Annotated in this window: 25 protein-coding genes and 1 pseudogene; 2 read left to right on the forward strand and 24 right to left on the reverse strand. The window is 70.5% G+C overall.

The features are described 5' to 3' along the window. Window positions 1–115: 115 nt before the first annotated feature. Complete coding sequence (locus ITJ64_RS00765; RefSeq protein ID WP_194678874.1) at window positions 116–1171, forward strand: AI-2E family transporter; 1056 nt, start codon at window positions 116–118, stop codon at window positions 1169–1171. Window positions 1172–1198: 27 nt separating this feature from the next. Here the strand turns inward: ITJ64_RS00765 and ITJ64_RS00770 are convergent, their stop codons facing one another. From ITJ64_RS00770 to ITJ64_RS00845, 16 genes are all read right to left on the reverse strand, one after another. Continuing rightward, a complete protein-coding gene (locus ITJ64_RS00770) occupies window positions 1199–1918 on the reverse strand; it encodes an alpha/beta fold hydrolase (RefSeq protein WP_194678875.1) in 720 nt (239 codons plus the stop codon). 4 nt (window positions 1919–1922) lie between these two features. Beyond that, window positions 1923–2222, reverse strand: coding sequence for a hypothetical protein (locus ITJ64_RS00775; RefSeq protein ID WP_194678876.1), 300 nt, complete (start codon window positions 2220–2222; stop codon window positions 1923–1925). 28 nt (window positions 2223–2250) lie between these two features. Next, window positions 2251–3897 carry a sodium:proton antiporter gene (locus ITJ64_RS00780; protein ID WP_194678877.1) on the reverse strand — a complete coding sequence of 549 codons (1647 nt, stop codon included), beginning with the start codon at window positions 3895–3897 and terminating at the stop codon, window positions 2251–2253. A gap of 46 nt (window positions 3898–3943) precedes the next feature. Beyond that, window positions 3944–4621 carry a lytic transglycosylase domain-containing protein gene (locus ITJ64_RS00785; RefSeq protein ID WP_194678878.1) on the reverse strand — a complete coding sequence of 226 codons (678 nt, stop codon included), beginning with the start codon at window positions 4619–4621 and terminating at the stop codon, window positions 3944–3946. 4 nt (window positions 4622–4625) lie between these two features. Beyond that, window positions 4626–5372, reverse strand: coding sequence for a lytic transglycosylase domain-containing protein (locus ITJ64_RS00790; RefSeq protein WP_370544978.1), 747 nt, complete (start codon window positions 5370–5372; stop codon window positions 4626–4628). 21 nt (window positions 5373–5393) lie between these two features. Continuing rightward, window positions 5394–7160 carry an ABC transporter ATP-binding protein gene (locus ITJ64_RS00795; RefSeq protein ID WP_194678879.1) on the reverse strand — a complete coding sequence of 589 codons (1767 nt, stop codon included), beginning with the start codon at window positions 7158–7160 and terminating at the stop codon, window positions 5394–5396. Then, window positions 7157–8188: an ABC transporter permease gene (locus tag ITJ64_RS00800; protein ID WP_194678880.1), complete on the reverse strand. Its 1032-nt coding sequence runs from the start codon at window positions 8186–8188 to the stop codon at window positions 7157–7159. Before ITJ64_RS00800 ends, ITJ64_RS00795 begins: the two co-directional genes overlap by 4 nt. A gap of 2 nt (window positions 8189–8190) precedes the next feature. Further along, window positions 8191–9276 (reverse strand): ABC transporter permease, encoded by a 1086-nt coding sequence (locus ITJ64_RS00805; protein WP_173183752.1) that lies wholly within the window; start codon window positions 9274–9276, stop codon window positions 8191–8193. 120 nt (window positions 9277–9396) lie between these two features. After that, window positions 9397–11016, reverse strand: coding sequence for an ABC transporter substrate-binding protein (locus tag ITJ64_RS00810; RefSeq protein ID WP_194680661.1), 1620 nt, complete (start codon window positions 11014–11016; stop codon window positions 9397–9399). Between the two features lie 212 nt (window positions 11017–11228). Beyond that, window positions 11229–11783, reverse strand: a complete 555-nt coding sequence (locus tag ITJ64_RS00815) for a DivIVA domain-containing protein (RefSeq protein ID WP_194678881.1) — start codon at window positions 11781–11783, stop codon at window positions 11229–11231. Window positions 11784–11811: 28 nt separating this feature from the next. Further along, complete coding sequence (locus ITJ64_RS00820; protein WP_228507607.1) at window positions 11812–12813, reverse strand: phosphatidate cytidylyltransferase; 1002 nt, start codon at window positions 12811–12813, stop codon at window positions 11812–11814. 29 nt (window positions 12814–12842) lie between these two features. Next, window positions 12843–13397, reverse strand: a complete 555-nt coding sequence (frr, locus tag ITJ64_RS00825) for a ribosome recycling factor (RefSeq protein ID WP_173183749.1) — start codon at window positions 13395–13397, stop codon at window positions 12843–12845. 81 nt (window positions 13398–13478) lie between these two features. After that, window positions 13479–14201: a UMP kinase gene (gene pyrH, locus ITJ64_RS00830; RefSeq protein WP_194678882.1), complete on the reverse strand. Its 723-nt coding sequence runs from the start codon at window positions 14199–14201 to the stop codon at window positions 13479–13481. Window positions 14202–14319: 118 nt separating this feature from the next. After that, a complete protein-coding gene (gene tsf / locus ITJ64_RS00835) occupies window positions 14320–15147 on the reverse strand; it encodes a translation elongation factor Ts (RefSeq protein ID WP_173183747.1) in 828 nt (275 codons plus the stop codon). 104 nt (window positions 15148–15251) lie between these two features. Beyond that, window positions 15252–16283, reverse strand: a complete 1032-nt coding sequence (gene rpsB / locus ITJ64_RS00840) for a 30S ribosomal protein S2 (protein WP_194678883.1) — start codon at window positions 16281–16283, stop codon at window positions 15252–15254. 194 nt (window positions 16284–16477) lie between these two features. Beyond that, window positions 16478–17968, reverse strand: coding sequence for a sugar porter family MFS transporter (locus ITJ64_RS00845; protein ID WP_194678884.1), 1491 nt, complete (start codon window positions 17966–17968; stop codon window positions 16478–16480). A 223-nt stretch (window positions 17969–18191) separates the two neighbouring features. Between ITJ64_RS00845 and ITJ64_RS00850 the strand changes: the two are divergent. Continuing rightward, window positions 18192–18557, forward strand: a pseudogene (locus tag ITJ64_RS00850) (peptidoglycan DD-metalloendopeptidase family protein); the annotation flags it as partial. 61 nt (window positions 18558–18618) lie between these two features. Here the strand turns inward: ITJ64_RS00850 and ITJ64_RS00855 are convergent. The 8 genes from ITJ64_RS00855 to lepB form a co-directional block, all read right to left on the reverse strand. Next, a complete protein-coding gene (locus tag ITJ64_RS00855; protein WP_194678885.1) occupies window positions 18619–19536 on the reverse strand; it encodes a tyrosine recombinase XerC in 918 nt (305 codons plus the stop codon). Window positions 19537–19608: 72 nt separating this feature from the next. Then, on the reverse strand, window positions 19609–20505 hold the full coding sequence (locus tag ITJ64_RS00860) for a phosphodiesterase (protein WP_194678886.1): 897 nt from the start codon (window positions 20503–20505) through the stop codon (window positions 19609–19611). Window positions 20506–20635: 130 nt separating this feature from the next. After that, a complete protein-coding gene (dprA, locus tag ITJ64_RS00865) occupies window positions 20636–22177 on the reverse strand; it encodes a DNA-processing protein DprA (RefSeq protein WP_228507608.1) in 1542 nt (513 codons plus the stop codon). After that, complete coding sequence (locus ITJ64_RS00870) at window positions 22174–23709, reverse strand: YifB family Mg chelatase-like AAA ATPase (RefSeq protein ID WP_194680664.1); 1536 nt, start codon at window positions 23707–23709, stop codon at window positions 22174–22176. The genes dprA and ITJ64_RS00870 overlap by 4 nt, the downstream gene beginning before the upstream one ends. After that, complete coding sequence (locus ITJ64_RS00875; protein ID WP_194678887.1) at window positions 23706–24065, reverse strand: YraN family protein; 360 nt, start codon at window positions 24063–24065, stop codon at window positions 23706–23708. The genes ITJ64_RS00870 and ITJ64_RS00875 overlap by 4 nt, the downstream gene beginning before the upstream one ends. 106 nt (window positions 24066–24171) lie before the next feature. Then, complete coding sequence (locus ITJ64_RS00880) at window positions 24172–24495, reverse strand: DUF2469 domain-containing protein (RefSeq protein ID WP_022898285.1); 324 nt, start codon at window positions 24493–24495, stop codon at window positions 24172–24174. A 20-nt stretch (window positions 24496–24515) separates the two neighbouring features. Beyond that, a complete protein-coding gene (locus ITJ64_RS00885; protein WP_370544979.1) occupies window positions 24516–25346 on the reverse strand; it encodes a ribonuclease HII in 831 nt (276 codons plus the stop codon). Next, complete coding sequence (gene lepB / locus ITJ64_RS00890) at window positions 25343–26215, reverse strand: signal peptidase I (protein WP_194678888.1); 873 nt, start codon at window positions 26213–26215, stop codon at window positions 25343–25345. Before lepB ends, ITJ64_RS00885 begins: the two co-directional genes overlap by 4 nt. Window positions 26216–26300: the final 85 nt, after the last annotated feature.

Below are 26300 nucleotides of genomic sequence, written 5' to 3' on the forward strand. Positions count from 1 at the left end.
CTCCTGACAAAGACATTAAAAGATAGCGGATCCCCTGCCGCCCGGCGCACAGGCGGCGTTCAGGCGACAAGTAGGATTGCCTCACGTCGCCGACACCACCTTCGAGGGAGCACCTGTGAAGATTCAGAACGCCTTCACGCTCGGCCTCGTCGCGACTCTGGGTGTGGGTGTCGGAATCGGCATCCTGGGCGCCGTCGTCTCGCTCGCCACGATCCTCACCTACATCGGCGTCGCCCTGTTCATCGCCCTCGGCCTCGACCCGATCATCTCCTGGCTCGAGCGCAACCACTGGCCCCGGTGGCTCGCCATCCTGACCGTGCTCGTGGCGGTGCTCGGTGTCTTCACCGGGCTGGTGTTCGCGGTCGTGCCGATCATCGTCGACCAGATCTCGCAGCTGATCGATCTGATGCCCACCCTGCTGAACCAGGTGCTCGACCAGCAGTGGCGCGACCAGGCCACGAAGAATCTCGGCGGCTTCGTCGACGTGAACGAGGTCTACAACGCGATCCTCGACTACTTCCGCGACGCGGGCAACGTCACCGCCCTGGCCGGCGGTGCGCTGCAGGTGGGCATCGGCATCGCGAGCGGAGCGTTCGGCGCGATCATCGTGCTCATCCTCACCCTGTACTTCACCGCCTCGCTGAACGGCATGAAGCGCGCGGTCTACCGCCTCGTGCCGGCCACCAAGCGCGAGCGCTTCGCCGACCTCGGCGAGCAGGTCACCGGGGCGGTCGGCCGCTACGTGGTGGGGCAGATCTCGCTGGCCCTCACCAACGGCGTGCTCAGCTTCATCTTCCTCAACATCATCAACGCGCCGTTCTCGGCCGTGCTGGCGTTCCTCGCCGGAGCCCTGTCGCTCGTGCCACTCGTCGGAACGCTCTCGGGCTCGGTCATCATCGTGCTGGTCTGCCTCATCCCGGGCCTCGGGTCACCGCTCACGGCCCTGGTCGCCGCGATCTACTACATCGTCTACATGCAGGTCGAGGCCTACCTGCTGAGCCCGAAGATCATGAACCGCGCGGTCTCGGTTCCGGGCTCGATCGTCGTGATCGCGGCGCTCGCGGGCGGCACCCTCCTCGGCGTGCTCGGGGCTCTCATCGCCATCCCGATCGCGGCGAGCATCCTGCTCATCATCAAGCAGGTCGTCATCCCCATACAGAACGAGCGCTGACCGGCTGCCAGGCCAGCGGATGCGCGGCTACGCCTCGTACGTCGTCGGCAGCGGGTACGCGGCTGCGTTGACCCGCGCCACGATCTCATCGAGCACGCGGCGGGTCTGCTGCTCGCCCACCCAGAGGTGCTTTCCCCCCTCGACCTCGACGAACTCGAGGCTCGGCACGCTCGCGAACCGCTCCCGGGCCTCCGCCGGACGCAGGAAGTCGTCGAGCTCGGGCACCACCGCCACGAGCCGCTTGCCGTTGCCGTCCCACGCGGCGACCTCCTCGGCGCTCGCGCGGTGGAGCGGCGGCGACAGCAGGATCGCGCCGTCGATCGGGTACTGCGCCCCGTAGCGCAGCGCCAGCTCGGTGCCGAACGACCAGCCGACGAGCCACGGATGCGGCAGCCCCTGCTCCTCGACGAAGCGCATCGCGGCCGCCACGTCGTGCCGCTCCCCCTCGCCCTCGTCGAAGGCGCCCTCGCTGGTGCCCCGGGGCGAGCTCACGCCGCGCAGGTTGAAGCGGAGCACCGCGACGTCGGCGAGCGCGGGCAGCCGGTTCGAGGCCTTGCGCAGGATGTGCGAGTCCATGAAGCCGCCGTGGGTCGGCAGCGGGTGCAGCGTGACGAGGGTGGCGACCGGGTCGCCCGAGAGCGGCGTGGCGAGCTCGCCGACGAGGGTGAGGCCGTCGTCGGTGTTCAGCTCGATGTCCTCCCGGCGCGCGGGCAGCTCGGTCGACGAACGGATCTCGTGGGTCGTCACAGGGTCAGGCTCCGATTCTCCAGCAGTGGGTGTGCCAGTGCCGGCGGGCCGCCAGGTCGCTGGCGTCTCCCATCACCCCGTCGGCGCGCCAGGTCACGAGGTGGGCCGTTCCGGGGGCGATGGGCACCGAGCATCCGGGGCACGCATAGGCCTTGACCGCGGAGGCGGCCGAGACAGGCTGCACGTTCCAGGAGATGCCCCGACGGGTCTCGGTGCGCTTCCAGCCGGCCAGCAGGCGGTCGAGGCCCGGCTCGTCGTCGTCGGCTCCGCCCGCGCTGCGGCGGGGGCGGTTGCTGCGGGGCATGCGTCCAGTCTACGAAGTCGCGGCGCGGTCAGTGCCCCTCGCCGTCGGACTGCAGCAGCCGCGACTCCTCCTGGTCGAGCATGAGCTGCGCCCGCACCAGGATGCGCGACGCGAACTCGCCGCGGCCCCGCGCCTCCAGCAGCGCGGCCCGCTCGGCCTTCAGCACCTCGATGCGCAGCACCCGGTACTGCTCGTGCGGAGCCGACTCGGCGTCCCCGCCCTGCACGGCCGCGGCGTGCGCGCGCTCCCAGGCCGACTCGCTGCGGAGCTCGGCGTCGCTGCGCACCCGGTCGACGACGCCCTCGTCGACGCGCTCCCCCGTCGGCAGGCTGAGCTCGGGCGACTCCAGCACCTGCAGGCCCGCGGTGCGCAGCTCGTCGACCAGGGTCGCGAACTCGGCGTGGTCGGCCGCCTCGTCGACCCCGCGCAGCTTCAGCACCCGGATCAGCCACGGCAGGGTGCCGCCCTGCAGCAGCAGCGTCACGATCGACACCGTGAAGGCGATCAGGATGAGCTGGCTGCGGTAGGGCGTCGCCTCGGGCAGCGACTGGGCGGCGGCCACGGTGACGACGCCGCGCATCCCGGCCCAGCTGAGCACCAGGCCGCCCTTCCAGCCGGTGGCCTCCGTGGCCTCGGGCCCGGACGGGTCGCGGCGGCGGGCTCGCGCCTGCTGATAGGCCAGCAGCGGCCCGACGAAGGCGAGCCGGATGACGAAGAGCACGAGCGCCGCCCCGATGCCGAGGACGATCGCCTCCCAGGCGTTCAGGTTCTGCGACTGCGGGTCGCGGCCGACGGCGTCGACGACGATGTCCTTGAGTTCCAGCCCCATCAGCAGGAACACGCCGTTCTCGAGCAGGAACTGGATCGTGCGCCAGTTCAGCCGCTCGCTGATCCGCACCGAGGCGGTGAAGTGCTTCGCCCCCATGTGACCCGTGTAGAGGCCCGCGACGACCACGCTCAACACCCCGGAGGCGCCGATCGCCTCGGCCGGGATGTAGGCCAGGAACGGGATGACGAACGACACGGCCGTGGTGAGCACCGAGTCGTTCAGCCGCGACCGCACCCACACCGTGAGCACCCCGACCACGAGCCCGACGCCGATCGCGACGACCGAGGAGTAGGCGAAGTCGACGGCCACTCCCCCGAACCCGCCCAGCGCGATGGTGCCCGCCGAGGCGGCCGTCGCCGTGCGCAGCAGCACGAGGGCGCTGGCGTCGTTGACGAGGCTCTCGCCCTCGAGCACCGCGATGAGGCGGGGCGGCAGACCGAGCTTCTTGCCGATCGAGGTGGCGGCCACCGCATCCGTCGGGCTGATCACCGCCCCGAGGGCGATCGCGCCGGCCAGGTTCAGGTCGGGCAGGATCATGAACAGCAGGAAGCCGGTGCCCACCGCGCTGACGATCACGAGCAGCACCGACAGCACCGAGATCGAGCCGAGGTTCTTGCGGAAGTCGACCAGCGGCAGGTTGATCGCCGAGGAGTACAGCAGAGGCGGCAGCACGCCCGCGAGGATCCACTCCGACGGCACGTGCACCGGCGGCACACCGGGGATGACCGAGATGCCGAGCCCGATGAGCACGAGCAGGATGGGCGTCGCGAGCCTCAGCTTCGGCGACAGCACCGAGACCCCGACGACGATGATCAGGCAGATCACACCGATGATCTCAGGTCGCATGGCGACAGCCTAGTGAAACCGGGCCCCGGCCCGGATCGTCAGCGGATCAGTACCAGCCGCGGTCCTCCGACGACGCCCAGGCCTCGCACGGCGTGCCGTAGGTGCCGGCGATGTAGCGCAGGCCCCAGTCGATCTGCACGTTCGGGTCGCTCTCCCAGCCCGGCCCCATCTTCGAGCCCGGGAGGGCCTGCGGGATGCCGTGGGCGCCCGAGGACGCGTTGTGGGCGGCCGGGTTCCAGCCCGACTCGCGGTTCCAGAGCGCCAGCAGGTAGTAGTAGTTCTGCTCGCCCCAGCCGTAGCCGATGACCGCCTGGTAGGCGATGTCCTGCAGCGAGCCCGGGGCGGGCGGGCCGGGGGTCGGCACGACGTTGGCCTCGCAGCCGGCCGAGGCCGCCGGTGCGGCACCGGCGGGTGCCTCGGCGTCGTCGTCGTCCTTCGGCGCGGGAGCGGCGACGACCGCGGGAACCGGCACGGGCTCGGGCGCGGGCGGGTCGGTGATCGTGTACCCGTCGCGGGCGATCGCGCTCGCCTCGCCGCTCGCGGTGAGCGACTGGCCGGCGACGGATGCGGTGCTCACCTCGGGCCCGAAGGTGCCGGTGGGCTGCGCCTCGGCCGAGTGCGCGTTCACGGCGAAGAGCAGCACGAACGAGGCGGCGACGCCGAAGGCGAGCGTCTTCAGCCCCGCGCGGACGACGGGGTTCGGGGTGGTCTGGCGAAGCGTCATGGGATCAGTACCAGTGGTTCGCGTCGGAGTGGGCGAGGGCGGAGGCCGGGTCGCCGTAGCGGCCCTGGATGTAGTTCAGGCCCCAGGTGATCTGGGTCGCCGGGTTGGTCAGCCAGTCGGCCCCGGCCGAGGCCATCTTCGAGCCGGGCAGGGCCTGCGGGATGCCGTAGGCGCAGCTCGAGGCGTTCAGCGCGTTGACGCGCCAGCCCGACTCGCGGCTCCAGAGCGCGATCAGGGCGTCGTACTGCGCACCGGTCCAGCCGCGGGCGGCGGCGAGCTCGAGCGCGACCGCCTGCGCGGTGGCGGGATCGGCGACCGCCGCGTTCGGGTCGGGGCATCCGCTGTCGGAGCTCGAGGACTTCTCGACGGGCGTCGGGGCGGCGACGATCACGGGGGGCGGCGGGGGCGGCGGGTCTTTCACCGTGTAGCCGTCGCGGATCAGGGCGGTGGCCGCCGAGGCCGACACCGCGAGGTTCTGCACCCCGACCCGGCCCTCGTCGAACTCGCCCGAGAACGAGGCCGTCGCTGACGAGACGCCCACGTTGGGGGCGACCACGGTGACGAACGCGCAGGCCGTGACCGCGGCGAGGCCGAGCAGCTGCAGCGCCGCGCGACCCGTGCGGCGCGGGGGCCTGCGAGACGCGGCCGACGCGACCGACACGGCCGGAGGGGCCGCCTCGGGGGTTCGCTCGACGGCGCCGGGAGAGCGGGTGACTCTCGGGCGATCGTCGTTCAGGGAGTGCTTGGCCACGATTCGTCCGATTTTAGCCCATCAGGCCGGTGCGTTCCCAGCTTCGGCCCGAAGTGCGGCCAGCACCGTGCGGCGCTCTGCCTGCTCGGCCGGGTCGGGGACGGGCAGCGAGGCGATCAGCCGGCGCGTGTACTCGTGCTGCGGGTCGTCCAGCACCTGCGCCCCGGTGCCCTCCTCGACGAGCTCGCCGTGGTAGAGCACCGCGATGCGGTCGGCCAGCAGATCGACGACGGCGAGGTCGTGGCTGATGAACAGCGCGGCGAAGCCGAACTCCTTCTGCAGCTCGGCGAAGAGCTCCAGCACGCGCGCCTGCACCGAGACGTCGAGGGCCGAGGTGGGCTCGTCGGCGATCAGCAGCTTCGGTTCGAGCGCGAGCGCCCGGGCGAGGCTGGCGCGCTGGCGCTGGCCACCGCTCAGCTCGTGCGGGAAGCGGTCGCCGTAGCTCTTCGGCAGCTGAACCGCCTCGAGCAGCTCGTCGACGCGGGCCCGGGCCGACGACGGGCTCTTCGCCCGGCCGTGGATGATCAGCGGCTCGGCCACCGCGTCGGCGATGCTCAGCAGCGGGTTGAAGCTCGCCGCCGGGTCCTGGAAGACGAAGCCGATGTCGGCGCGCAGCGGCTTGAACCGGCGCTCCGAGAACCCGACCATCTCGAAGTCGAGCACCTTCAGCGAACCTCCGGTCGCCCGGGTCAGCCCGCCGATGGCACGGCCGATCGTGGTCTTGCCCGATCCGCTCTCGCCGACGAGCCCCAGCACCTCGCCGGGCGCGATGGCGAACGAGACGCCCTGCACGGCGCGGAAGCCCTTGCGCCCGAGCCGGCCCGGGTACTCGATCACGAGATCCGTCGCCTCGACGACAGCGTTCTCGACGCGGCCGACGGATGCGCGTTCCGCACTCGCTCCGGCCCGATCGGCCGCACGGCTCTCGGTGTGCGCCCGACCCTGCCCGATGCGGGGCACCGAGCCGAGCAGCTTCTTGGTGTACTCGGCCTGCGGTGCGGAGAACAGCGTCCGCGCATCCGCCTCTTCGACGACGCGGCCCTGGTACATCACGACGACCCGGTCGGCGAGGTCGGCGACCACGCCCATGTTGTGCGTGATCAGCACGATGGCCGTGCCGAACTCGTCGCGCAGGCGCCGCAGCAGGTCGAGGATCTCGGCCTGCACGGTGACGTCGAGAGCCGTGGTGGGCTCGTCGGCGACGATCAGTCCGGGGTTCATCACCAGGGCGGCCGCGATCACGACGCGCTGCTTCTGGCCGCCCGAGAACTGGTGCGGGTAGTAGTCGACCCGCGTCTCGGGGTCGGGGATGCCGACCTTGCGGAGGATCTCGATCGCCTGGGCCTTCGCCTCGGCCCGGGAGATGCGGCCGTGGGCGCGCAGCCCCTCGGCGATCTGCCAGCCCACCGTGTAGACGGGGTTGAGCGCGGTGGACGGCTCCTGGAACACCATCGCGACGTCGGTGCCGCGCACCCCGCGGAGCTCGCGCCTGGACAGTGTCACGACGTCGGAGCGGCCGGTGCCCTCGCGGTTCGTCAGCAGCACCGCCCCGTTGACGGTGGCGGTGCCGGGCAGCAGGCCGAGGATCGACTTCGCGGTGACGGTCTTGCCGCTGCCGCTCTCGCCGACGATGGCGACGATCTCGCCCTTGTGCACCGTGAGGCTGACGTCGTCGACCGCCTTCACGGCGCCGGCGTCGGTCGCGAACGAGATGCCGAGCCGGTCGATGCCGACGACGGTCTCGCGCCCGTCTGCCGCGGGCGACGCGGTCGGGGTGGTGGCGGTCATGCGTTCTCCTCGCGGATGTCGACGTCGGAGGGCAGGGTCTGGTCGACCGCGGTGAGCGACACGGCGCCCGCCTTGGCCTTCACGCGCTTGCGTCCGCGCAGGCGCGGGTCGGCGAGGTCGTTCAGGCTCTCGCCGACGAGGGTGATGCCGAGCACCGAGAGAACGATGGCGAGGCCCGGGTACAGGGCCGTCCACCAGATGCCGCTCGTCACGTCGGACAGCGCCTTGTTGAGGTCGTAACCCCACTCGGCCGCCGCCGAGGGCTCGATGCCGAAGCCCAGGAAGCCGAGGCCCGCGAGCGTCAGCACCGCCTCCGACGCGTTGAGCGTGAAGATGATCGGCAGGGTGCGGGTGGCGTTGCGGAGCACGTGCCGGAACATGATGCGCGAGGTCGGGGCCCCGAGCATCTTCGCCGACTCGACGTAGGGCTCGGCCTTGATGCGGATGGTCTCGGCCCGGATGACCCGGTAGTACTGCGGGATGAACACCACGGTGATCGACAGCGCCGCGGCCAGGATGCCGCCCCAGAGGCTCGACTGGCCGCCGGAGATGACGATCGACAGCACGATCGCGAGCAGCAGCGACGGGAAGGCGTAGATGGCGTCGCCGATGACGACGAGCACCCGGTCGAGCCAGCCGCCGAGGTAGCCGGAGACCAGCCCGAGCAGGATGCCGGCGATGATCGAGAACACCACGGCCAGTACGATCACGAGCACCGCGGTCTGGGCGCCCCAGATCACACGCGAGAACACGTCGTACCCGCCGACGGTCGTGCCCATGATGTGGGCGGCGCTCGGCGGCTGCTGGGCGCCGAAGGAGCCCTGGGCGTCGCGCAGCTGGGCGAAGCCGTAGGGCGCGATCAGCGGGGCGAAGATCGCGACGAGCACGAACAGGCCGGTGATCGTGAGACCGGCGATCAGCATGCCGCGCTGCAGGCCCACGCTCTGGCGCAGCTGCTTCACGACGGGGAGCCGGCCGAGCAGGCTGTTCTTCACGGGCGGCACGGAGGCGATGACGGTGTCCGTCATGATCAGTACCTCACTCTCGGGTCGATCAGCGCGGCGATCACGTCGACGACGAAGTTCGTCACGGCGACGAAGACGGCGAGCAGGGCGACGATGCCCTGCACGGCCACGAAGTCGCGGGCCGCCAGGTAGGCGGCCAGCTGGAAGCCGAGGCCCTTCCACTCGAAGGTGGTCTCGGTCAGCACCGCGCCGCCGAGCAGCAGGGCGATCTGCAGGCCGATCACCGTGATGATCGGGATGAGCGCGGGCTTGTAGGCGTGCTTCCGCACAAGACGGAACTCGCTGACGCCGCGCGAACGGGCCGCGTCGACGTAGTCGGTGCCGAGCGTGCCGATGACGTTCGTGCGCACGAGGCGGAGGAACACGCCGGCGGTCAGGAGGCCGAGCGCGATGCCCGGCAGCACCGCGTGCGAGAGCACGTCGCCGATGGCGTTCGGGTTGCCGAGCATGATCGCGTCGATCAGGTAGATGCCGGTCTTGTTCGGCAGCGTCTGCATCGACAGCTCGGTGCGGGTCGAGGCCCGTCCGGCCACCGGCAGCCACTGCAGCCAGACCGAGAAGACGAGCTTCAGCAGGAGGCCGGCGAAGAACACCGGGGTCGCGTAGCAGAGGATGGCGAAGATGCGCAGTACGGCATCCGGAACCCGGTCGCGCATCGAGGCGGCCAGCATGCCGAGCGGGATGCCGACGATGAAGGCGACGATCAGCGCGTAGAACGCGAGCTCGAGGGTGGCGCCGCCGTAGGTCAGCAGCACCTCGGTGACCGGGCGGTTGTCGGAGATCGTGTTGCCGAAGTTGCCGGTGAAGACCTGGCCGAGGTACTCGAAGTACTGCACCAGCACGGGGCGGTCGTAGCCGGCGGCGTGGATGCGCTCCTGCAGCTGCTCGGCCGTGAGCCGGCCGCCCTGGGCCGCCGTGATCGGGTCGCCGATGGTGCGCATCAGCAGGAACACGAGCGTGACCAGGATGAAGATGGTGGGGAAGATCAGCAGGAAGCGGATCAGCAGGTACCTGCCGAGCCCTCCCCCCGCGCTCTTGGGCTTGGGGGCGACCACCGACGGAGCGTCGGTCGGAAGCAGACTTGTCGTCATCGTTGCCAATCAGTCGGAGCCGGTGGCGCACGAGGGGCGACCGGCTGAACCGGTCGCCCCAGTGCGGTGGGCCAGGAAGTACCCTAGCCCGTCCTTCGTCTTATCCCTTTGCCGGTATCTCTACTTGGTGAGGGGTGCGTAGCGGAACTTGAACGAGGCGTCGAGCGTGACGCCGTCGACGTCGGTGCCCGCGACGGCCACCTGGGCGCCCTGCAGGTAGGGAACCGTCGACAGGTCGGCGGCTTCCTTGGCCTGGATCTCCTCGATGATCGACTGACGCTCGGCGGCGTCGGGGGTGGACGCCTGCTTCAGGATCAGGTCGTTCACCTCCTTGTTGTCGTAGTGGTTGCCGAGGAAGTTCTCGGTGAGGAAGAACGGCGTCAGGTAGTTGTCGGCGTCGGAGTAGTCGGGGAACCAGCCCAGCTGGTACGCCGGGTACAGGTCGGCCGTGCGGTCCTTCGCGTACTGCACCCACTCGGTCGACTGCAGGTTAACCGTGAACAGGCCCGACGACTCGAGCTGGTCCTTGATGAGCGCGTACTCGTCGCCCGAGGAGGGGCCGTAGTGGTCGGGGCTGTACTGCAGGTTCAGCTCGACGGGGCCGGTGACGCCGGCGGCGTCGAGGGTCGACTTCGCCTTGTCGGCGCTGGGGCCGCCGTTGCCGTCGCCGTAGGTCTCCTTGAGCACCTCGGTGGCGCCGGTGAGGCCCGCGGGCACGAAGGAGTACAGCGGGGTGTAGGTGCCCTTGTAGACCTGGTCGGCGATCTCGTCGCGGTCGATCAGGTCGGCGACGGCCTGGCGCACGGCCGTGGCCTTCGCGGTGTCGGCCTCGGCCGTGGTGGCGCCGAACGGCTGGGTGTTGAAGTTGAAGGTGATGTAGCGGATCTCGCCGCCGGGGCCGTCGTAGACCTTCACCTTGTCGTTGCCCGAGAGGTCGTCGACGTCGGTGGCCGAGAGGCTGCGGAACGCCACGTCGATGTTGCCCTCCTGCACGTCGAGCTTGAGGTTCGACGAGTCGGCGTAGTACTTCGCCTGCACCGGCGACTCGGCCGGCGGCAGCACACCCTGGTAGCCGTCGAAGGGCACGTAGGAGATCAGGTTGTTGAAGTCGTAGCTGTCGATCGAGTACTGACCGGCGAACGCCTTGCCCTCGACGATGTCGGCGTCGGACGTGATCGAGTCGGCCGAGAAGACCTCCTCGTCGACGATCGGGCCGGCGGGGCTCGACAGGATCTGCGGGAAGACCTGGTCGTCGGGGCTCTTCAGCTTGAACACGACGGTGAGGTCGTCGGGCGCCTCGACCGAGTCGAGGTTGTAGAGCAGCGACGACGGGCCGTTGGGGTCGGCGATCGCGAGGTCGCGGTCGAAGCTGAACTTCACGTCGGAGGAGGTGAGCTCGTTGCCGTTCGCGAAGGTCAGACCCTCCTTGAGCTTCACCGTGTACTCCGTGGGAGCGGTGAACTCGGCGCTCTCGGCGATGTCGGGCTCGACGTCGGGGCTGCCGTAAGGGGTGTTCATGAGGAACGGGAAGACCTGGTTCATCACGGCGAACGAGCCGTTGTCGTACGAGCCGGCCGGGTCGAGCGTGGTGACCTTGTCGGTCGTGCCGACGATGATGGCGTCGCCGGAGCTCGACGAGTCGCCGCCCGAGCCGGCGCAGCCGGTGAGGGCGAGCGCGAAGGCGGCGCCGCCGGCGACGAGCGTGAGCGAGCGCCGGGTGAACGTGGATGCGGGCGTCATGTCTCGCATTACCTCTTCCTGATTTCGAAGGCGGGCAGGCGCGACGATGCGCGTGCCACCCGCTTGTGCTGTGCACCATAGCTAACACAAAGAACGGGCGCCGCCCAAGCGGGGGCCAGCGCTGACGAGGTTTCTTTACGCGATCGAAATATGTGCGGTGATTTCTGCCACCGGATGCGCGATTTCTGCGCGCATTCTGAAGATTCCTGCGCTCAGCGCACCGCGAGCATCACGTCGACCACCGCGTCGAGCACGGCGTCGACCTGCGACTCGCTGTAGCCGCCGCGTCGCGGCCGGAACACGGCGGTGCGCACGTCGGAGACCTTGACGTCGGCCCCGGCGCGGAAGTACTCCACGAGCCCGGCCGCGAAGGAGTCGACGTCGCGTCGGTCGTAGCCCTGACGCAGGAACCCGGCCCGGTCGAACTTCTCGCCGTCGGGTCGCTCGAGCCGCGCGAGGATCTCGGCCGCCCGACCTCGGGCCTCGGCGAACCACGCCTCGTCGCCCTTCTGCCGATAGGCCTGGTCGCGCTCGCGCAGCGCGAAGGCGTCCTCGAGGCGCTCGAGCGCCGCGTCGACGGCCCGGGCCTCGTAGCCGCCCTTCTCCATGCCGAACGCCGTCTGCCGCACCATCGCGGCCGTCAGCGTGTATTCACCGGCCTTGTCGCGCTCGTCGTAGGCGACGCGCGCCCTGGCCAGGAAGTCGTCGACCTCGGCGGTGTCGTAGCCGAGGCTCGAACTGCGGGTGCGGGGAAACGGTGCGCTCACGGCTCTATTGTGCCGAACTTCGCCGAGATCACGATCCGAAGACCACCCAGAGCAGGTACGCGGCGGCCGCGGAGGGCAGGATCGAGTCGAGCCGATCGAGGAATCCGCCGTGTCCGGGCAGCCACGAACTCATGTCCTTGATGCCGATGTCGCGCTTCAGCAGCGACTCCGACAGGTCGCCCACGGTGGCCGTGAAGGTGATCACGGCACCGAACAGCAGACCGAACCACCAGGGCTGGCCGAGCACGAGGATCGACAGCAGCACGCCGCCGACGAGGGCGGCCACCGCGGCGCCGGCGAGACCCTCCCAGGTCTTCTTCGGGCTGATGGTGGGGGCCATCGGGTGCTTGCCGAAGTTCAGGCCGCTGGCATAGGCCCCGACGTCGACCAGCACCACGACGACGATGAACGACAGCACCCACCACTGCCCACCGTCCTGGGCCAGCAGGAGCACCGAGATGCTCGCGAGGAACGAGACATAGACCTGCACGAAGATGCCGGCGCCCAGGTCTTTGAGGAGACCCCGCGCATCCGGTCGCGGACCCTGGCTGCGCGGCTGACGCACGGCCACCTCGACCAGCCGCCAGAGGGTGACGACGAGCATGCCCGCGAGGGCGACCAGCCACTGCCCCGTGGCGCCCCAGTAGTAGGCGGCGGGCACGACGGCGACGCCGGCGATCACCGTCGGGATGCGCGCGACGTGCAGCTTCGCGACCCGCAGCGCCGTCGCGAGCTCGAGCGTGCCGAAGGTGACCAGCACGACGGCCAGCACCAGGTAGAGCTCCTTGATGACCACGAGGCTGACGATCATCACGCCCGCCAGCACCACGCCGATCAGGATGGCCGAGACGAGGTTGCGGCCGGAACGCGCAGTGATCTTCTCGTTGGCCTCGTCGAACTGCTCCTTGCGAGCCCGCATCTGCGCCTGGATCTCGGCGCGGGTGAGCGTGCGCGTACGGCGCACGCGCGGCGTGCGGCTCGGGCGGGGCTCGTGACGGGCGGGCTGCTGCCGGCCGGGTTCCTGGCTCATCGGGGCCGTCGGTGTCAGACCTGTCGAGGTCAGACCTCGAGGAGCTCGGCTTCCTTGCGCTTCAGGGCGTCGTCGATGGCGTCGACGTAGCGCTTGGTGACCTGCTCGAGCTCCTTCTCGCCACGCGTCACCTCGTCGTCGCCGACCTCGCTCTTCAGGGCGTCGAGGTCGTCCTTCGCCTTGCGGCGGATGTTGCGGATCGAGACCTTGCCGTCCTCGGCCTTGGTGCGGACGATCTTCACGTACTCCTTGCGGCGCTCCTCGGTGAGGTCGGGCAGGGTGACGCGGATGACCGTGCCGTCGTTGTTGGGCTGGGCGCCCAGGTTCGGCACGTCGCGGATGGCCTGCTCGATGTCGCGCAGGGCGCTCTTGTCGTAGGGGGTGACGAGGAGGGTGCGCGCCTCTTGGTTCTGCAGCGACGCCAGCTGCTCGAGCGGCGTCGGCGTTCCGTAGTACGACACGAGGATCTTCTGGAACAGCGCGGGGTTCGCCCGGCCGGTGCGCACGCTGGAGAAGTCGTCCTTCGTGACCTCGACGGCCTTGGTCATTCGCTCGGTGGCATCTGCCAGTACATCCGTGATCACGGCAACTCCTTCAGTGGATCTGTGCTGTCAAGTGTAGTGGGGCGCCTCTGTGGAGGCTCGCGGGCCGCGCCCGGTGACGCCTCAGTGCGAGGTCGCGACCAGGGTGCCGATGCGCTCGCCCCGGATGGCCTTCGCCACGTTGCCCGCGGGCTCCATGCCGAACACGTGCATCGGCATGCCGTTGTCCATGCAGAGGCTGAACGCGGTCGAGTCGACGACCTTGAGACCCTGCACGAGGGCCTCGTTGTAGGTGAGGAACTCGAGCTTCACCGCATCCGGATCGATGCGCGGATCGGCGGAGTAGACGCCGTCGACGCCGTTCTTGGCGACGAGCACCTCGTCGGCGTGGATCTCGAGCGCGCGCTGCGCCGAGACCGTGTCGGTGGAGAAGTAGGGCAGCCCGGCGCCGGCGCCGAAGATCACGACGCGGCCCTTCTCGAGGTGCCGGATGGCGCGGCGCGGGATGTACGGCTCGGCGACCTGGGTCATCGAGATGGCGGACTGCACCCGCGTCTCGGCGCCGGCCTGCTCGAGGAAGTCCTGCAGGGCGAGGGCGTTCATCACGGTGCCCAGCATGCCCATGTAGTCGGCGCGACCGCGGTCCATGCCGCGGGTCGAGAGCTCGGCGCCGCGGAAGAAGTTGCCTCCGCCGACGACGATCGCGACCTCGACCTCCTGGGCCGCCTCCGCGATCTCCCTGGCCAGTCCCGACACGACGTCGGGGTTGACCCCGAGGGAGCCACCGCCGAACGCTTCACCGGAGAGTTTCAGTAGTACCCTGCGCTTCGAATCCGGCTCGCTCATCCGCCATGCATCCTCTCGTCATGCCCGTGTTCAGGCTATCGTCTCCCGCCCGGCCCCGAATGCGCGCAGGCGTGGAAAAGGGCCCGGACCCATCGGTCCGAGCCCTTCTCGTGGTGTGTTACGCGCCGACCTTGAATCGGGCGAAACCGGTCACCTGGATGCCCGCCTCGGCGAGCACCTTCGAGACCGAGAGCTTGTTGTCCTTCGCGTAGTCCTGCTCGAGCAGGGCGACCTGCTTGAAGAACGCGGTGACGCGACCCTCGACGATCTTGGGCAGAGCCGCCTCGGGCTTGCCCTCGTTCTTCGAGATCTCGGTGACGATCGCACGCTCCTTCTCGACGGCGTCGGCGGGGACGTCGTCACGGGAGAGGTACTGCGGGTCGGCGAACGAGATGTGCTGCGCGATGGAGCGAGCGGTCTCGGCGTCGGAACCCGTGTACGCCACGACCACGCCGACCTGCGGGGGCAGGTCCTTCGAGGTCTTGTGCAGGTAGATCTCGAAGTTCTCGCCCTCGAGCCGCGAGATGCGGCGGAGCTCGATCTTCTCACCGAGGATGGCGGCCTCGTCGTTGATGACGTCGGCGACGGTCTTGCCGTCGGCGGGGGCCGCGAGGGCCTCCTCGACGGTCGACGCACCGGCGGCCGCAGCGGCGGCGAGCACCTTGTCGGCCAGGGCGATGAACTTCTCGCCCTTCGCCACGAAGTCGGTCTCGCAGGCGAGCTCGATCATCGTCGCGGCGCCGTCGCCCTGCGAAGCGGCCACGAGGCCCTCGCTGGTGGAGCGGTCGGCACGCTTCGCGTTGCCCTTCGCACCCTTGAGGCGGAGGATCTCGACGGCCTTCTCCATGTCGCCGTCGGCCTCGACCAGGGCGTTCTTGGTGTCGACCATGCCGGTGCCGAGCTGCTCGCGCAGCGCCTTGACATCAGCCAGGCTGATTGTTGCCATGTGTTTCTGACTCCTTGAGAGATGTGGCGGGCCGGTTCGTGGCCGGCCCGCCGTTCATGAGTGGTTCGACGAGTCGTCGGTGGCCGCCCTCGGGCGGCCGGGCCTTACTCGGCGGCGGGGCGCTTCTCGGCGTCGGTGGCCTCGGCCTCGATCTTCGCCTCGGTCTCGACGTCGGACTCGACGTGGTGCTCGACCACGAGCGACTCGTCGGTGATCGCGGCGAGGTCGGCCTCGGCCTGGGCGTCGGCGTCGTTCTCCTCGACGGGGACCTCGGCGGCGACGACCTCGGCCACGGCCTCGGTGTCGACGTCACCGGAGATCTCGCCGTCGACGGCCTCGATCTTCTCGTCCTCGGCCTGGGGGTTCTCGGAGGCCTGGAGCAGCTCGCGCTCCCACTCGGCCAGCGGCTCGACGGCGGAGACGTTTCCGGCCTCCTCGGGCTTCTGGTGACGCTGGATGAGGCCCTCGGCCGCGGCGTCGGCCACGATGCGGGTCAGCAGCGCGACGGAGCGGATGGCGTCGTCGTTGCCCGGGATCGGGTACTGCACCTCGTCGGGGTCGCAGTTCGTGTCGAGGATGCCGATGACCGGGATGCCCAGCTTCTTGGCCTCGTCGATCGCGAGGTGCTCCTTCTTGGTGTCGACGACCCAGAGTGCGCTCGGGGTCTTCGTCAGGTTGCGGATACCGCCGAGCGACTTGTGCAGCTTGTCGAGCTCGCGCTTCTTGATGAGGAGCTCCTTCTTCGTGAAGCCGCTCTTCGCGGTGTCCTCGAAGTCGAGCTCTTCCAGCTCCTTCATGCGCGCGAGGCGCTTGGAGACGGTCTGGAAGTTGGTGAGGAGGCCACCGAGCCAGCGCTGGTTGACGTAGGGCTGGCCGACGCGGGTCGCCTGCTCGGCGATGGACTCCTGAGCCTGCTTCTTGGTGCCGACGAAGAGCACGGTGCCGCCGTGGGCGACCGTCTCCTTGACGAAGTCGTAGGCCTTGTCGATGTAGCCCAGCGACTGCTGCAGGTCGATGATGTAGATGCCGGAGCGCTCGGTGAAGATGAATCGCTTCATCTTCGGGTTCCAGCGGCGGGTCTGGTGCCCGAAGTGCACGCCGCTGTCGAGCAGCTGGCGGATGGTGACGACGGCCATGTGCCGTACTCCTTCTGTTCTCGGTTTGCTCCACGACGATGGCCGTGGATCCTGGTGCCCGGCGCGCATCCGGCCCGCCCGCGTTCACGATGGGGTGTTCACGGTGGGACCGATCGGATGCTGCTGCCTCGAGGGCACGCGAAGTCACCCCGACGAGCGGGGTGCTCCGAGAACTATACCACCCGTGCCGCCGCCTACTGCGGGGCGTCGACCGCCTGCTTGCTGCCCTTCCGCACGACCTTCAGGCTGTCCATGCTCTCGAGCGACCGGCCCTTCGTCTCGGGCACCGCGAAGAAGACGAAGAAGAAGCTCACCAGCGCGAAGAAGGTGTAGAGCCCGTAGGTGAAGGCGAGCGAGAAGCTCGACAGCGCCGGGAAGGTCTCGGTGATGGCGAAGTTCGTCAGCCACTGCGCGGCCGCCGCGATGCCGAGCGCCTTGCCGCGGATGCGGTTCGGGAAGATCTCGCCGAGCAGCACCCAGACGATCGGGCCCCAGGTGGCGCCGAAGAAGATCACGAACAGGTTCGCGCCGACGAGGGCGATCGGGCCCCAGGCGCCGGGCAGCTGCGGGGCGCCGTCGGTGACGACCGCCTGCGAGAACGCCAGCGCCATCACGCCGAGCGAGACTGCCATGCCGGCCGAACCGGTGAGCAGCAGCGGGCGGCGGCCCACCTTGTCGACGAAGAAGATGGCCACGAAGGTCACCAGCACGTTGATGATGCTCGTCACGACCGAGATGGTGAAGCTGGTGCCGGAGTTCGAGGTGTCGAAACCGACCGAGCTCCACAGGCTGGTGCTGTAGTAGAAGATCACGTTGATGCCGACCAGCTGCTGGAACATCGACAGCAGGATGCCCACCCAGACCACGGGCAGCAGGCCGAACATCTTGCCGCGGAGGCTGGCGGTGCGGGCGTTCTCCTTGTCCTCGCGGAGCGACTTCTCGATCTCCTCGAGGGCGCCGTCGACCTCGTCGGCCGGAGCGACGCTCGCGATGACCTTGCGCGCCTCCTCCTTGCGGCCCTTGCCGGCCAGGTAGCGCGGCGACTCGGGCAGGCGCCAGGCGAGCACGCCGTAGACGATGGCGGGGATGGCGCAGACGATGAACATCCAGCGCCAGGCGTCCTGGCCGAACCAGAGCGGCTCGTTCGGGCCGCCGGCCGCGCCCTGCAGCAGGGTGTCGGAGAGCAGGGCGGCGAAGATGCCGAGGGTGATGGCGAGCTGCTGCAGGCTGCCGAGGGCGCCGCGCACGGCCTTCGGCGCGATCTCGGCGATGTAGGCCGGGGCGATCACGCTCGCGATGCCGATGCCGAGGCCGCCGATCACGCGCCAGGCGATGAGGTCCCAGACCGCGAAGGCGAAGCCCGAGCCGATCGAGGAGACGAGGAAGAGGCCCGCGCCGATGAGCATCACCGGGATGCGGCCGATGCGGTCGGCGAGGCGGCCCGCGAAGTAGGCGCCGATCGCGCAGCCGAGCAGGGCGCTCGCCACCGTGAAGCCGCTGAGCAGCGGCAGGCTGCCGAGGTCGAAGTCCTCCTCGATCGCCTTCACCGCTCCGTTGATCACGGAGGAGTCGAAGCCGAACAGGAAGCCGCCGAGGGCCGCGGCGATCGAGAGGGCGATCACCTTGCGGCGCAGCTTCCTCTCGGTCGCGTGATCCGTCGTGCTGCTCGCACTCTGATTCGTCATCACACACACTCCCTCGCAGCTTCCGGGTGCCGGACGTCGTCGGCCGGCGTGACCCGCCCTCCGATCCTGGCACGGTTCGGGCGTCTTGGCGTCTTCTCCTGCACAGCTGTCGGAGCACCTTCCTCTGTTCGCAGAATCCCCTTCCGGCAGGTGCCCACTGCGGCCGGTCGTCAGGATGCTCGGCATGCCCCAGCTGCCGGCCACCCTCCTCCTGCTCGTCCTCATGGTGGCCTCTCTTGGCGCGCACTGGTCGTGGCCGCTCACCTCGCACGTGGTGGCGGCTGAGTTCGTGGCGCCGCCCCATCGCTACGGAGCCGGGCATCGCGGCATCGACCTCGTCGCGTCGCCCGGCCTTCAGGTCCTGGCGCCGGCTGACGGGGTGGTGACCTTCGCGGGCACGGTGGGCGACCGGATGCTCGTCGCTCTCGACCACGGCGACGGAGTGCGCTCCTCGCTCGAACCCGTCGTCGCGGCCCCCGGACTGGCCGTCGGCTCCCCCGTGGCCCGCGGCCGCCCTCTCGGCACCGTCGCCTCGGGCGGGCACTGCGGATCGCACTGCCTGCACCTCGGCGTGCGGATCGCGGGCGAGTACGTCAACCCGCGACTGCTGCTCGGCGGCATCCCGCGGGCGGTGCTGCTGCCTGCCGCCCTCAGGCCCGGGGGTGGGCCGCCTTGTACGACGACCGCAGCCGCTCCACGCTCACGTGGGTGTAGATCTGGGTCGTGCCGAGGCTCGCGTGGCCGAGCATCTCCTGCACCGCCCTCAGGTCGGCGCCCCCGTCGAGCAGGTGCGTCGCCGCGGTGTGGCGCAGGGCGTGCGGGCCGGCGGGCCCGCTCCCCGGCACCGACTCGAGCAGGGCGGCCACGAGCTGGTAGACGGCGCGGGTGCCGAGGCGACCACCCCGGGAGCCGAGGAACAGGGCGCCCTTCTGCGTCGTGGCGCTCCGCTCCAGCAACGGCCGCCGCGCCCGCGCGAGGTAGTCGCTCAGCGCGAGCTGGGCCGGCTTGCCGAACGGCACGATGCGCTCCTTGGAGCCCTTGCCCACGACGCGCACCGTGCGGCGGTCGAGATCGAGGTCGTCGACGTCGATGCCCACGAGCTCGGACACCCGGAGCGCCGACGCGTACAGCAGCTCGACCACCGCGACGTCCCGCAGAGCGCCGGGCTCCCCCTCGGCGGCCCGCTCCTGGAGCGTCTGCAGCACCGCCCCCATCGAGTCGTCGCTGAGCACCCGCGGCAGCGAGCGGTCGGGCTTCGGCGCCCGCAGCCGCACCGCCGCGTCGACCTCCGTCAGACCGGTCTGCCGCAGCCAGGCCGAGAACGTCTTGGCGGTCGCGGCCCGCCGCGCGAGCGTCGCCTTGGCGAGCTCCCGCTGCGACGCCTCCCACAGCCAGTCGCGGTACACGTCGAGGTCGAGCTGGCCCACGTCCTGCACCCCACGCGCCTCCGCGAACCGCTCCAGATCGCCCAGGTCGGCCCCGTAGGCGCGGACGGTGTGGTCGGAGTAACCCCGCTCGAGCCGCAGGTAACGCGCATACCCCTCGCGCGCCTTGCCGATCCCGACCATCCCCCCAGCATGCCCTGCGCCGCAGGGCGCCCCGCGTCCCCACGCCGCTACCGCGGCCCCTCCCTACTCGGGCTACTCGGGCGGTGCCACGTGCTTCGAGAAGGCCTCGAGCTGCTCGTCGGCCGGGAGCTCGGCCATCCGGTCGACGAAGGCGTTGTCGAACCCCGACACGACCGGGAACTCCCCGACCGGCACCATCGAGTGCACGATCCGGTCGTCGTAGACCTGCACGATCGAGAACGACTGCCCGCCGCCGAGCCCGACGAGCCGCCCCCGGGGCGCCACCATGTCCATCGTGTAGCAGGTGGCCGCGGCGACCGACACCGGCACCCCGGCGAAGGTGCTGTGCGTCGAGTAGTGCAGGTGACCGCCGAGCACCGCCCGCACGTCGCTGCCCTCGATCACCGCGGCGAGCTCGTCCTGCCGCTGCAGCTCGAGGATCGGCATCAGTGGGATCGTCGTGGGGATCGGCGGATGATGCAGCGCCAGCACCGTCCCCTCGGGTGCCGGCTCGGCCAGCTCGCCCCGCAGCCACTCCAGCTGCTCGGCGGACAGCTCCCCGTGGTGGTACCCGGGCACGCTCGTGTCCAGCGCGATCACCCGCAGCCCACCCAGGCGGATGCTCGCCACCACCGGCTCCGTCGCCGCCGCCTCGTCCAGCAGCTCGACCCGCAGCCGCGCCCGGTCGTCGTGGTTCCCCATCACCCACAGCACCTTCGCGCCCAACCGCTCGGCGGCCGGCTCGACGATCCCCCGGATCCGCCGATACGCGTCCTCCTCCCCCAGGTCGGCGATATCCCCTGTGAACACCAGCAGCTCGGGCCGCATCCCCGACCCCTCCAGCTGCCGCAGCGCCTGCGTCAGCCCCGCATCCGTGTCGACGGCCCCGTACAGCGCCCTCTCCCCCGCGAGAAAATGCGTGTCGCTGATGTGAACGATCGTGTGCCCCGGCACCCCGTACTGACCCATGCCCCCATCCTCCCAGCCCCACCCCTCCCCCGCCTCCCCCTGTGCCCTCCGGAAGGAGAATCGGGGGTAGCGACGCCACTCTGGGCTCGCCACCCCCGAATCTCCTCCCGCACCGCACACGGCAGTGAGGTCAGGCGCGGCTGCGTCGCCAGCCGGTCTCGGTCTCCTCGACGCGGCCCTCGAGCAGCAGGACGCCGAGCGCCGCTTCCACCGCCCGGACGGACAGACCGGCACGCACCGCGACGTCACTCGGCGAGCGACGCGACCGCCGGGTGAGGGCATCGAGCACCCGCACCTCAGCACCGTCATCGACCGCCGACGCCTCGGATGCCGACGCCACCGATGCCGACGACGAGGCATCCGCCGATGTCCTGTCAGAGTCACCGCTGGGGGTCGATGCGCCAAGCGTCACAGGGGGCGGTGCCGCTTTGGCACCATCTTCACGAACTGGTGAAGAGGGTGAGCGGGGTAGCGACGGTCGGGGCGGTCTAGGCGGCGGCGGGTCGAAGAGGGACGGGCGGGCGGCGGCCGGGCCGAGGACGAGTTCGACGACGTCGGCGGGGGACGTGACGCAGGTGGCGTCGTACTCCCGGAGGAGGCGGTGGCAGCCGGCCGAGGTGACGCTGGTGACCGGTCCGGGGACGGCGCCGAGGGGGCGACCGAGGGCGGCGGCGTGTCCGGCGGTGTTGAGCGAGCCCGAGCGGTGGCCCGCCTCGACCACCACGGTCGCTCGCGTGATGGCGGCGATCAGCCGGTTGCGCTGCAGGAAGCGCCACTTGGTGGGCGACGCCCCGCAGGGCAGCTCCGACACGACGGCGCCGCGGGCGGCGATGCGGAGCAGGAGGTCGTGGTGGGCCGCCGGGTAGAGGCGGTCGACGCCGCCGGCCAGGAACGCCACCGTGGTTCCGCTGCTCACCAGCGCGGCGCGGTGCGCCATGCCGTCGATGCCGTAGGCCCCGCCGGACACGACCGAGAAGCCGCGGTCGCTCACTCCCGCCGACAGCTCCATGGCGACGTGCTCGCCGTAGTTCGTGGCGTCGCGGGATCCGACGATGGCGATACCGCCGCCCGGGTGGTCGACCGCCCGCACGTTCCCCCGCACCCAGAGCGCGTGCGGCGCGTGGAGATCGAGGTCCCGGCAGCCCTCCGGCCAGAGCGGATGCTCGGGGGTGAGCAGCCGCGCCTCGAACCGTGCCGCCGACCGCAGCGACCCCACCACGACCCGCGACACCACCCGCGGCCGCCACCGCTCGAGCGCCGCTCCCACCACCTCCGCGGTCACCCCCTCGTGCTCGATGCGGCCTCCCGCCTGATCGGGATCGGAGACCTCCGCGCCGAGCGCCGCGAGCCACTGCGCGGGCTCGGCGCGGTCGATGAGCATCGTCAGGGCGCGGTCCGCGCCGAGCGCGGCCACGACGAGCCCGGCGACCGAGTCCCCCGGCTCAGCGATACCCGACCAGGCCGCCGCCGCGAACAGACTCGCGCCCGAGGCTTCCTCCGAACTGGAGTCGTCAGCGAGATCAGAGGAAGACGACGGAGCCGATGCCCATTCGTCGCCGGTCAGTGGAGTAGCGGACGCGGCGGGCGGCGGGGCACCGGCGCCGGCGGGCGGGACCGCGACCGCCCGTGCCAGGGTGAGGACGAGGGAGCGGTCGAGGCCGAAGAGCATCATGCCGAGACCGACTTCCGCAGGAAGAGCGCCCAGCCGACATGGTCGGGGGCCGGGGACGGCACGGCGTCGAGGTCGGCGAGGGTCCAGGCGACGCGGAGGACGCGGTCGTAACCGCGCATGGTGAGGGTACCGCGCTCGAGAGCTCGGTCGATGGGGCCCGAGGTCGCGGGTGGGAGACGGCGGGGGCGCGAGCGGAGCCACGAGCCCGGGACCTCGGCGTTCGTCTTCCACGGCGTGGCCGAGAGGCGGGCGCGGGCGACGGCGCGGGCGTTCTCGACGCGGGCTCGCGCCGAGGCGGTGGTGGTGCGCGGGAGGTCGTCGTCGGTCATCCGCACCGCCGAGGTGGTGACGCGGTTGACGCGCAGCTGCAGGTCGACGCGGTCGAGCAGCGGGCCCGAGAGGCGGCCGAGGTAGCGGCGGCGGGAGAGCGGCGAGCAGGTGCAGGGCACGTCGCCGGCGCCGTACTGGCCGCAGGGGCACGGGTTCGCGGCCAGCACGAGCTGGAAGCGGCCCGGGAAGCGCGCGGTGGCGCTCGCTCGGTGGATCACGATCGTGCCCGACTCGAGCGGCTGCCGCAGCGCATCCAGCACCGACGACGGGAACTCGGGCGCCTCGTCGAGGAAGAGGATGCCGTGGGCGGCGCGCGCGGCGGCGCCCGGCCGGATGACCTTCGAGCCGCCTCCGACGAGGGCCGCGGCCGACGAGGTGTGGTGCGGGCTCTCCAGCGGCGGGCGCGTGATGAGGCCGTTCAAAGGGCGGCCGGCCAGCGACGAGACCGAGGTGACCACGAGCGACTGCTCGGCGTCGAGGTCGGGCAGGAGTGCCGGGAGGCGCTGGGCGAGCATGGTCTTGCCGGCTCCGGGCGGCCCGAGCATCAGCAGGTGGTGCCCTCCGGCCGCCGCCACCACGAGCGCCTCGACGGCGTCGGCGTTGCCCACGACGTCGGCGAGGTCGCCGTCGGGTGCGGGAGGAGCGGGCGCCACCGGGAGCGTCAGCGGGTCGACCGAGGTGGGCTCGAGCACCGCCCCGTGATGGATCAGCGTCTGCCGCAGCGACGCCACCGTCACGATCTCGACGTCGGGCACGAGCAGCGCCTCGGCGGCGTTGCCGGCGGGCACGACGAAGCGTCGGTACCCCGCGGCCCGCGCGGCGACGATCGCCGGCAGCGCGCCCTGCATCGGCCGCACCCGGCCGTCGAGGCTGAGCTCACCGAGGTGCACCACCGCGCCGATCGCCGACGCCGGGATGACGCCCTCCGCCGCGAGCACCGCCACCGCGATGGCGAGGTCGTAGGTCGACCCCTGCTTCGGCAGCGACGCCGGCGAGAGATTCACCACGATCTTCTTCGCCGGCAGGGCGCAGCCGTCGTTGGCGGCGGCGGCCCGCACCCGGTCTTTCGCATCGGACAGCGCTGCATCCGGCAGCCCGATCAGCTGGAACCCCGGGATCGCATCGGCGATGTGCGCCTCGACCTCGACGACGGCCCCGCTCATGCCGAGCAGGGCGACCGACAGCGTTCGCGCCACCATCAGTGCACCTCCTGGAGGTGCTGCACGCTCGGTTCGCCGTGCGTCGGCCAGATGACGCCGACCACGTCGATGCGGAACGGCATCCGCCGCCCGGGGTGCACGGCCGCGACGTACGCCGCGGCCAGGAGATGCAGCCGCCGGAGCTTCGCGGGCGTGACGGCCTCGAACGGATGCCCGTAGGCCTCCGAGGTGCGCGTCTTCACCTCGACGATGACGAGCGCGGGCCCGTCGATCGCCACGATGTCGATCTCGCCGGTCGCGCAGCGCCAGTTGCGCTGCACCACCTGCATGCCGATCGCGGCCAGGTGCTCGGCCGCTATGCCCTCACCGCGGTGGCCCAGTTCGTCTTTCGCCTTCATGTGTACCTCCGCGACCAAGGGTGCGGAAGAACGCAGGAGCGAAAGGCGTCAGACGAGGATCTGTGGACGAATCACGAAGAAGTCGAAATGTGCAGGACGAAACGCCCTACTCGTCGAGCGCCAGCTCCTTGGGCAGCTCGAAGTCCTTGCTCGAGAGCTCCTCGACGTTGACGTCCTTGAACGTCAGCACGCGCACCGACTTCACGAAGCGGTCGGAACGGTACACGTCCCACACCCACACGTCGTTCATCGTGAGCTCGAAGTAGAAGTCGTGCTCCGTGTCGCGACGGGCCAGCTCGACCTCGTTGGCGAGGTAGAAGCGGCGCTCGGTCTCGATCACGTACTTGAACTGGGAGACAACGTCCCGGTACTCGCGGTAGAGGGCGAGCTCGACCTCACGGTCGTAGTCCTCGAATTCGTCTTCGTCCATCGTGGCTCCAGTCTAGGCGGCTACGCGACCGACTCGACGCCGGGTTCCGGATGCCCGCCGGCACCCGCTGGCGAGACCGACCCCGCGTCCACCGCCTCCAGCGCCGACAGCGCCGCGAGGTCGAACAGCTCGGTCGACCCGACGATCCGCGACAGCCACGTGTGCCGGTGCAGCGGCGAGGCCCCGAGCGAGACGATCGCGTCGCGATGCTCTTCGCTGGCGTAGCCCTTGTTCCGCTCCCAGCCGTACGCCGGATGCTCGGCCGCGTGCTCGATCATCATCCGGTCCCGCGCGACCTTCGAGATCACCGAGGCCGCGGCGACCGAGGCGCAGTCGCGGTCGGCCTTGATCCGGGTGCGCACCGTGACCGGCACGGGAGCGGCGGCGCTCAGCCAGTCCCACTGCCCGTCGAGGATGATCGTCGCCGCCGTGACGTCCACGCCGTCGGCGAGCAGCGACTCCAGGGCGCGGCTGCCCGCCAGGCCGAGGCAGGCGCTGATCCCGAGCGAATCGATCTCGGACGCGGAGGCGTACCCGACCGCGTGGGCGAGGCTCCACGCCCGGGCGATGGGCGCGAGCTCCTCCCGCCGCGGCTCCGACAGCATCTTCGAGTCGCGCAGCCCCTTGGGCACCGACTTCGTCGCGCGGATGTCGATCACGCTGACGCCGACACCGACCGGCCCCGCGAGCGCACCGCGCCCGACCTCGTCGCAGCCGATGATCAGACCGCTGTGAGGAGCGGCGTCGGCAGGAGCATCCTGAACCGGAGGCGCAGAAGCCCGCCGACGCGGCTTCACCAGCCCCGCGATCTCACGCTCGAACCGCAGCGTGGGATCGGCGACCGGACTCACTGGACGGCTCCCGGCAGAGCAGGAGCAGCGACCACACCCTCAGAAGACGACGAAGACGACGAGGACGACGGAACAGAAGGCGCCGACAGCGGCTTTGCCGCCCCCTCCCGCGACGGTATCCCGTCGAACACGTTCCCGTGGTTGTCGAGCCACCCCCAGTGGTCGATCGGCCACGTCACCAGCACCGCGCGCCCCACCACGTTCGCCTCGGGCACGAACCCCTTGCCGGGCTTGTCCTGGTTGAACCGCGAGTCGGCCGAGTTGTAGCGGTTGTCGCCCATCACCCAGAGCGAGTCGGCGGGCACCGTGATGTCGAACGGCTCCTGCGAGACGGCCGAGACGCCGTCGGGCAGTTTGAGGTAGGAGTTCTCGTCGAGCGGGATGTCGTTGACCTCCATCTGCCCGAGCGCGTTGCAGCAGACGACGTGGTCGCCCGGCAGCCCGATGACGCGCTTGATCAGGTGGTCGTTGGCGTCGTCGGCGGCGAGGCCAACGCCCTCGAGCACCCAGTCGACGGCCGCGGCGAGCGGGTTCTTCGGCTGCTCGACCGTCGGCATCAGCCAGCCGCCCGGGTCTTTGAAGACCACGACGTCGCCGCGCGAGATGGGGATCAGGTTCGGCTCGAGCTGGTTCACGAGGATGCGGTCGTCGACCTGCAGCGTGTTCTCCATCGACCCCGAGGGGATGTAGAACGAGCGCACGAGGAACGTCTTGATCAGCACCGACGCCAGCAGCGCGATGACGAAGATGATCACGAGGTCGCGGGCGAAGAGCCACGCGCTGCGCGAGCGCCGCGACTGCGACGAGTCCGACCGCCCCCCGGCGGTGTCTTCGCGTCGTTCGTGCGAGGGCACTGATGTGTCTGTCATTTAACCGCCTGAGCTCCCGAACCACTGTAGTGGTCGGGAGCTCAGGATAGCTCTCAGTGCGTGCCGGGCACGCAGAGAATGCGCA

Source organism: Herbiconiux sp. VKM Ac-1786 (assembly GCF_015350805.1).
Classification (GTDB): Bacteria; Actinomycetota; Actinomycetes; order Actinomycetales; family Microbacteriaceae; genus Herbiconiux.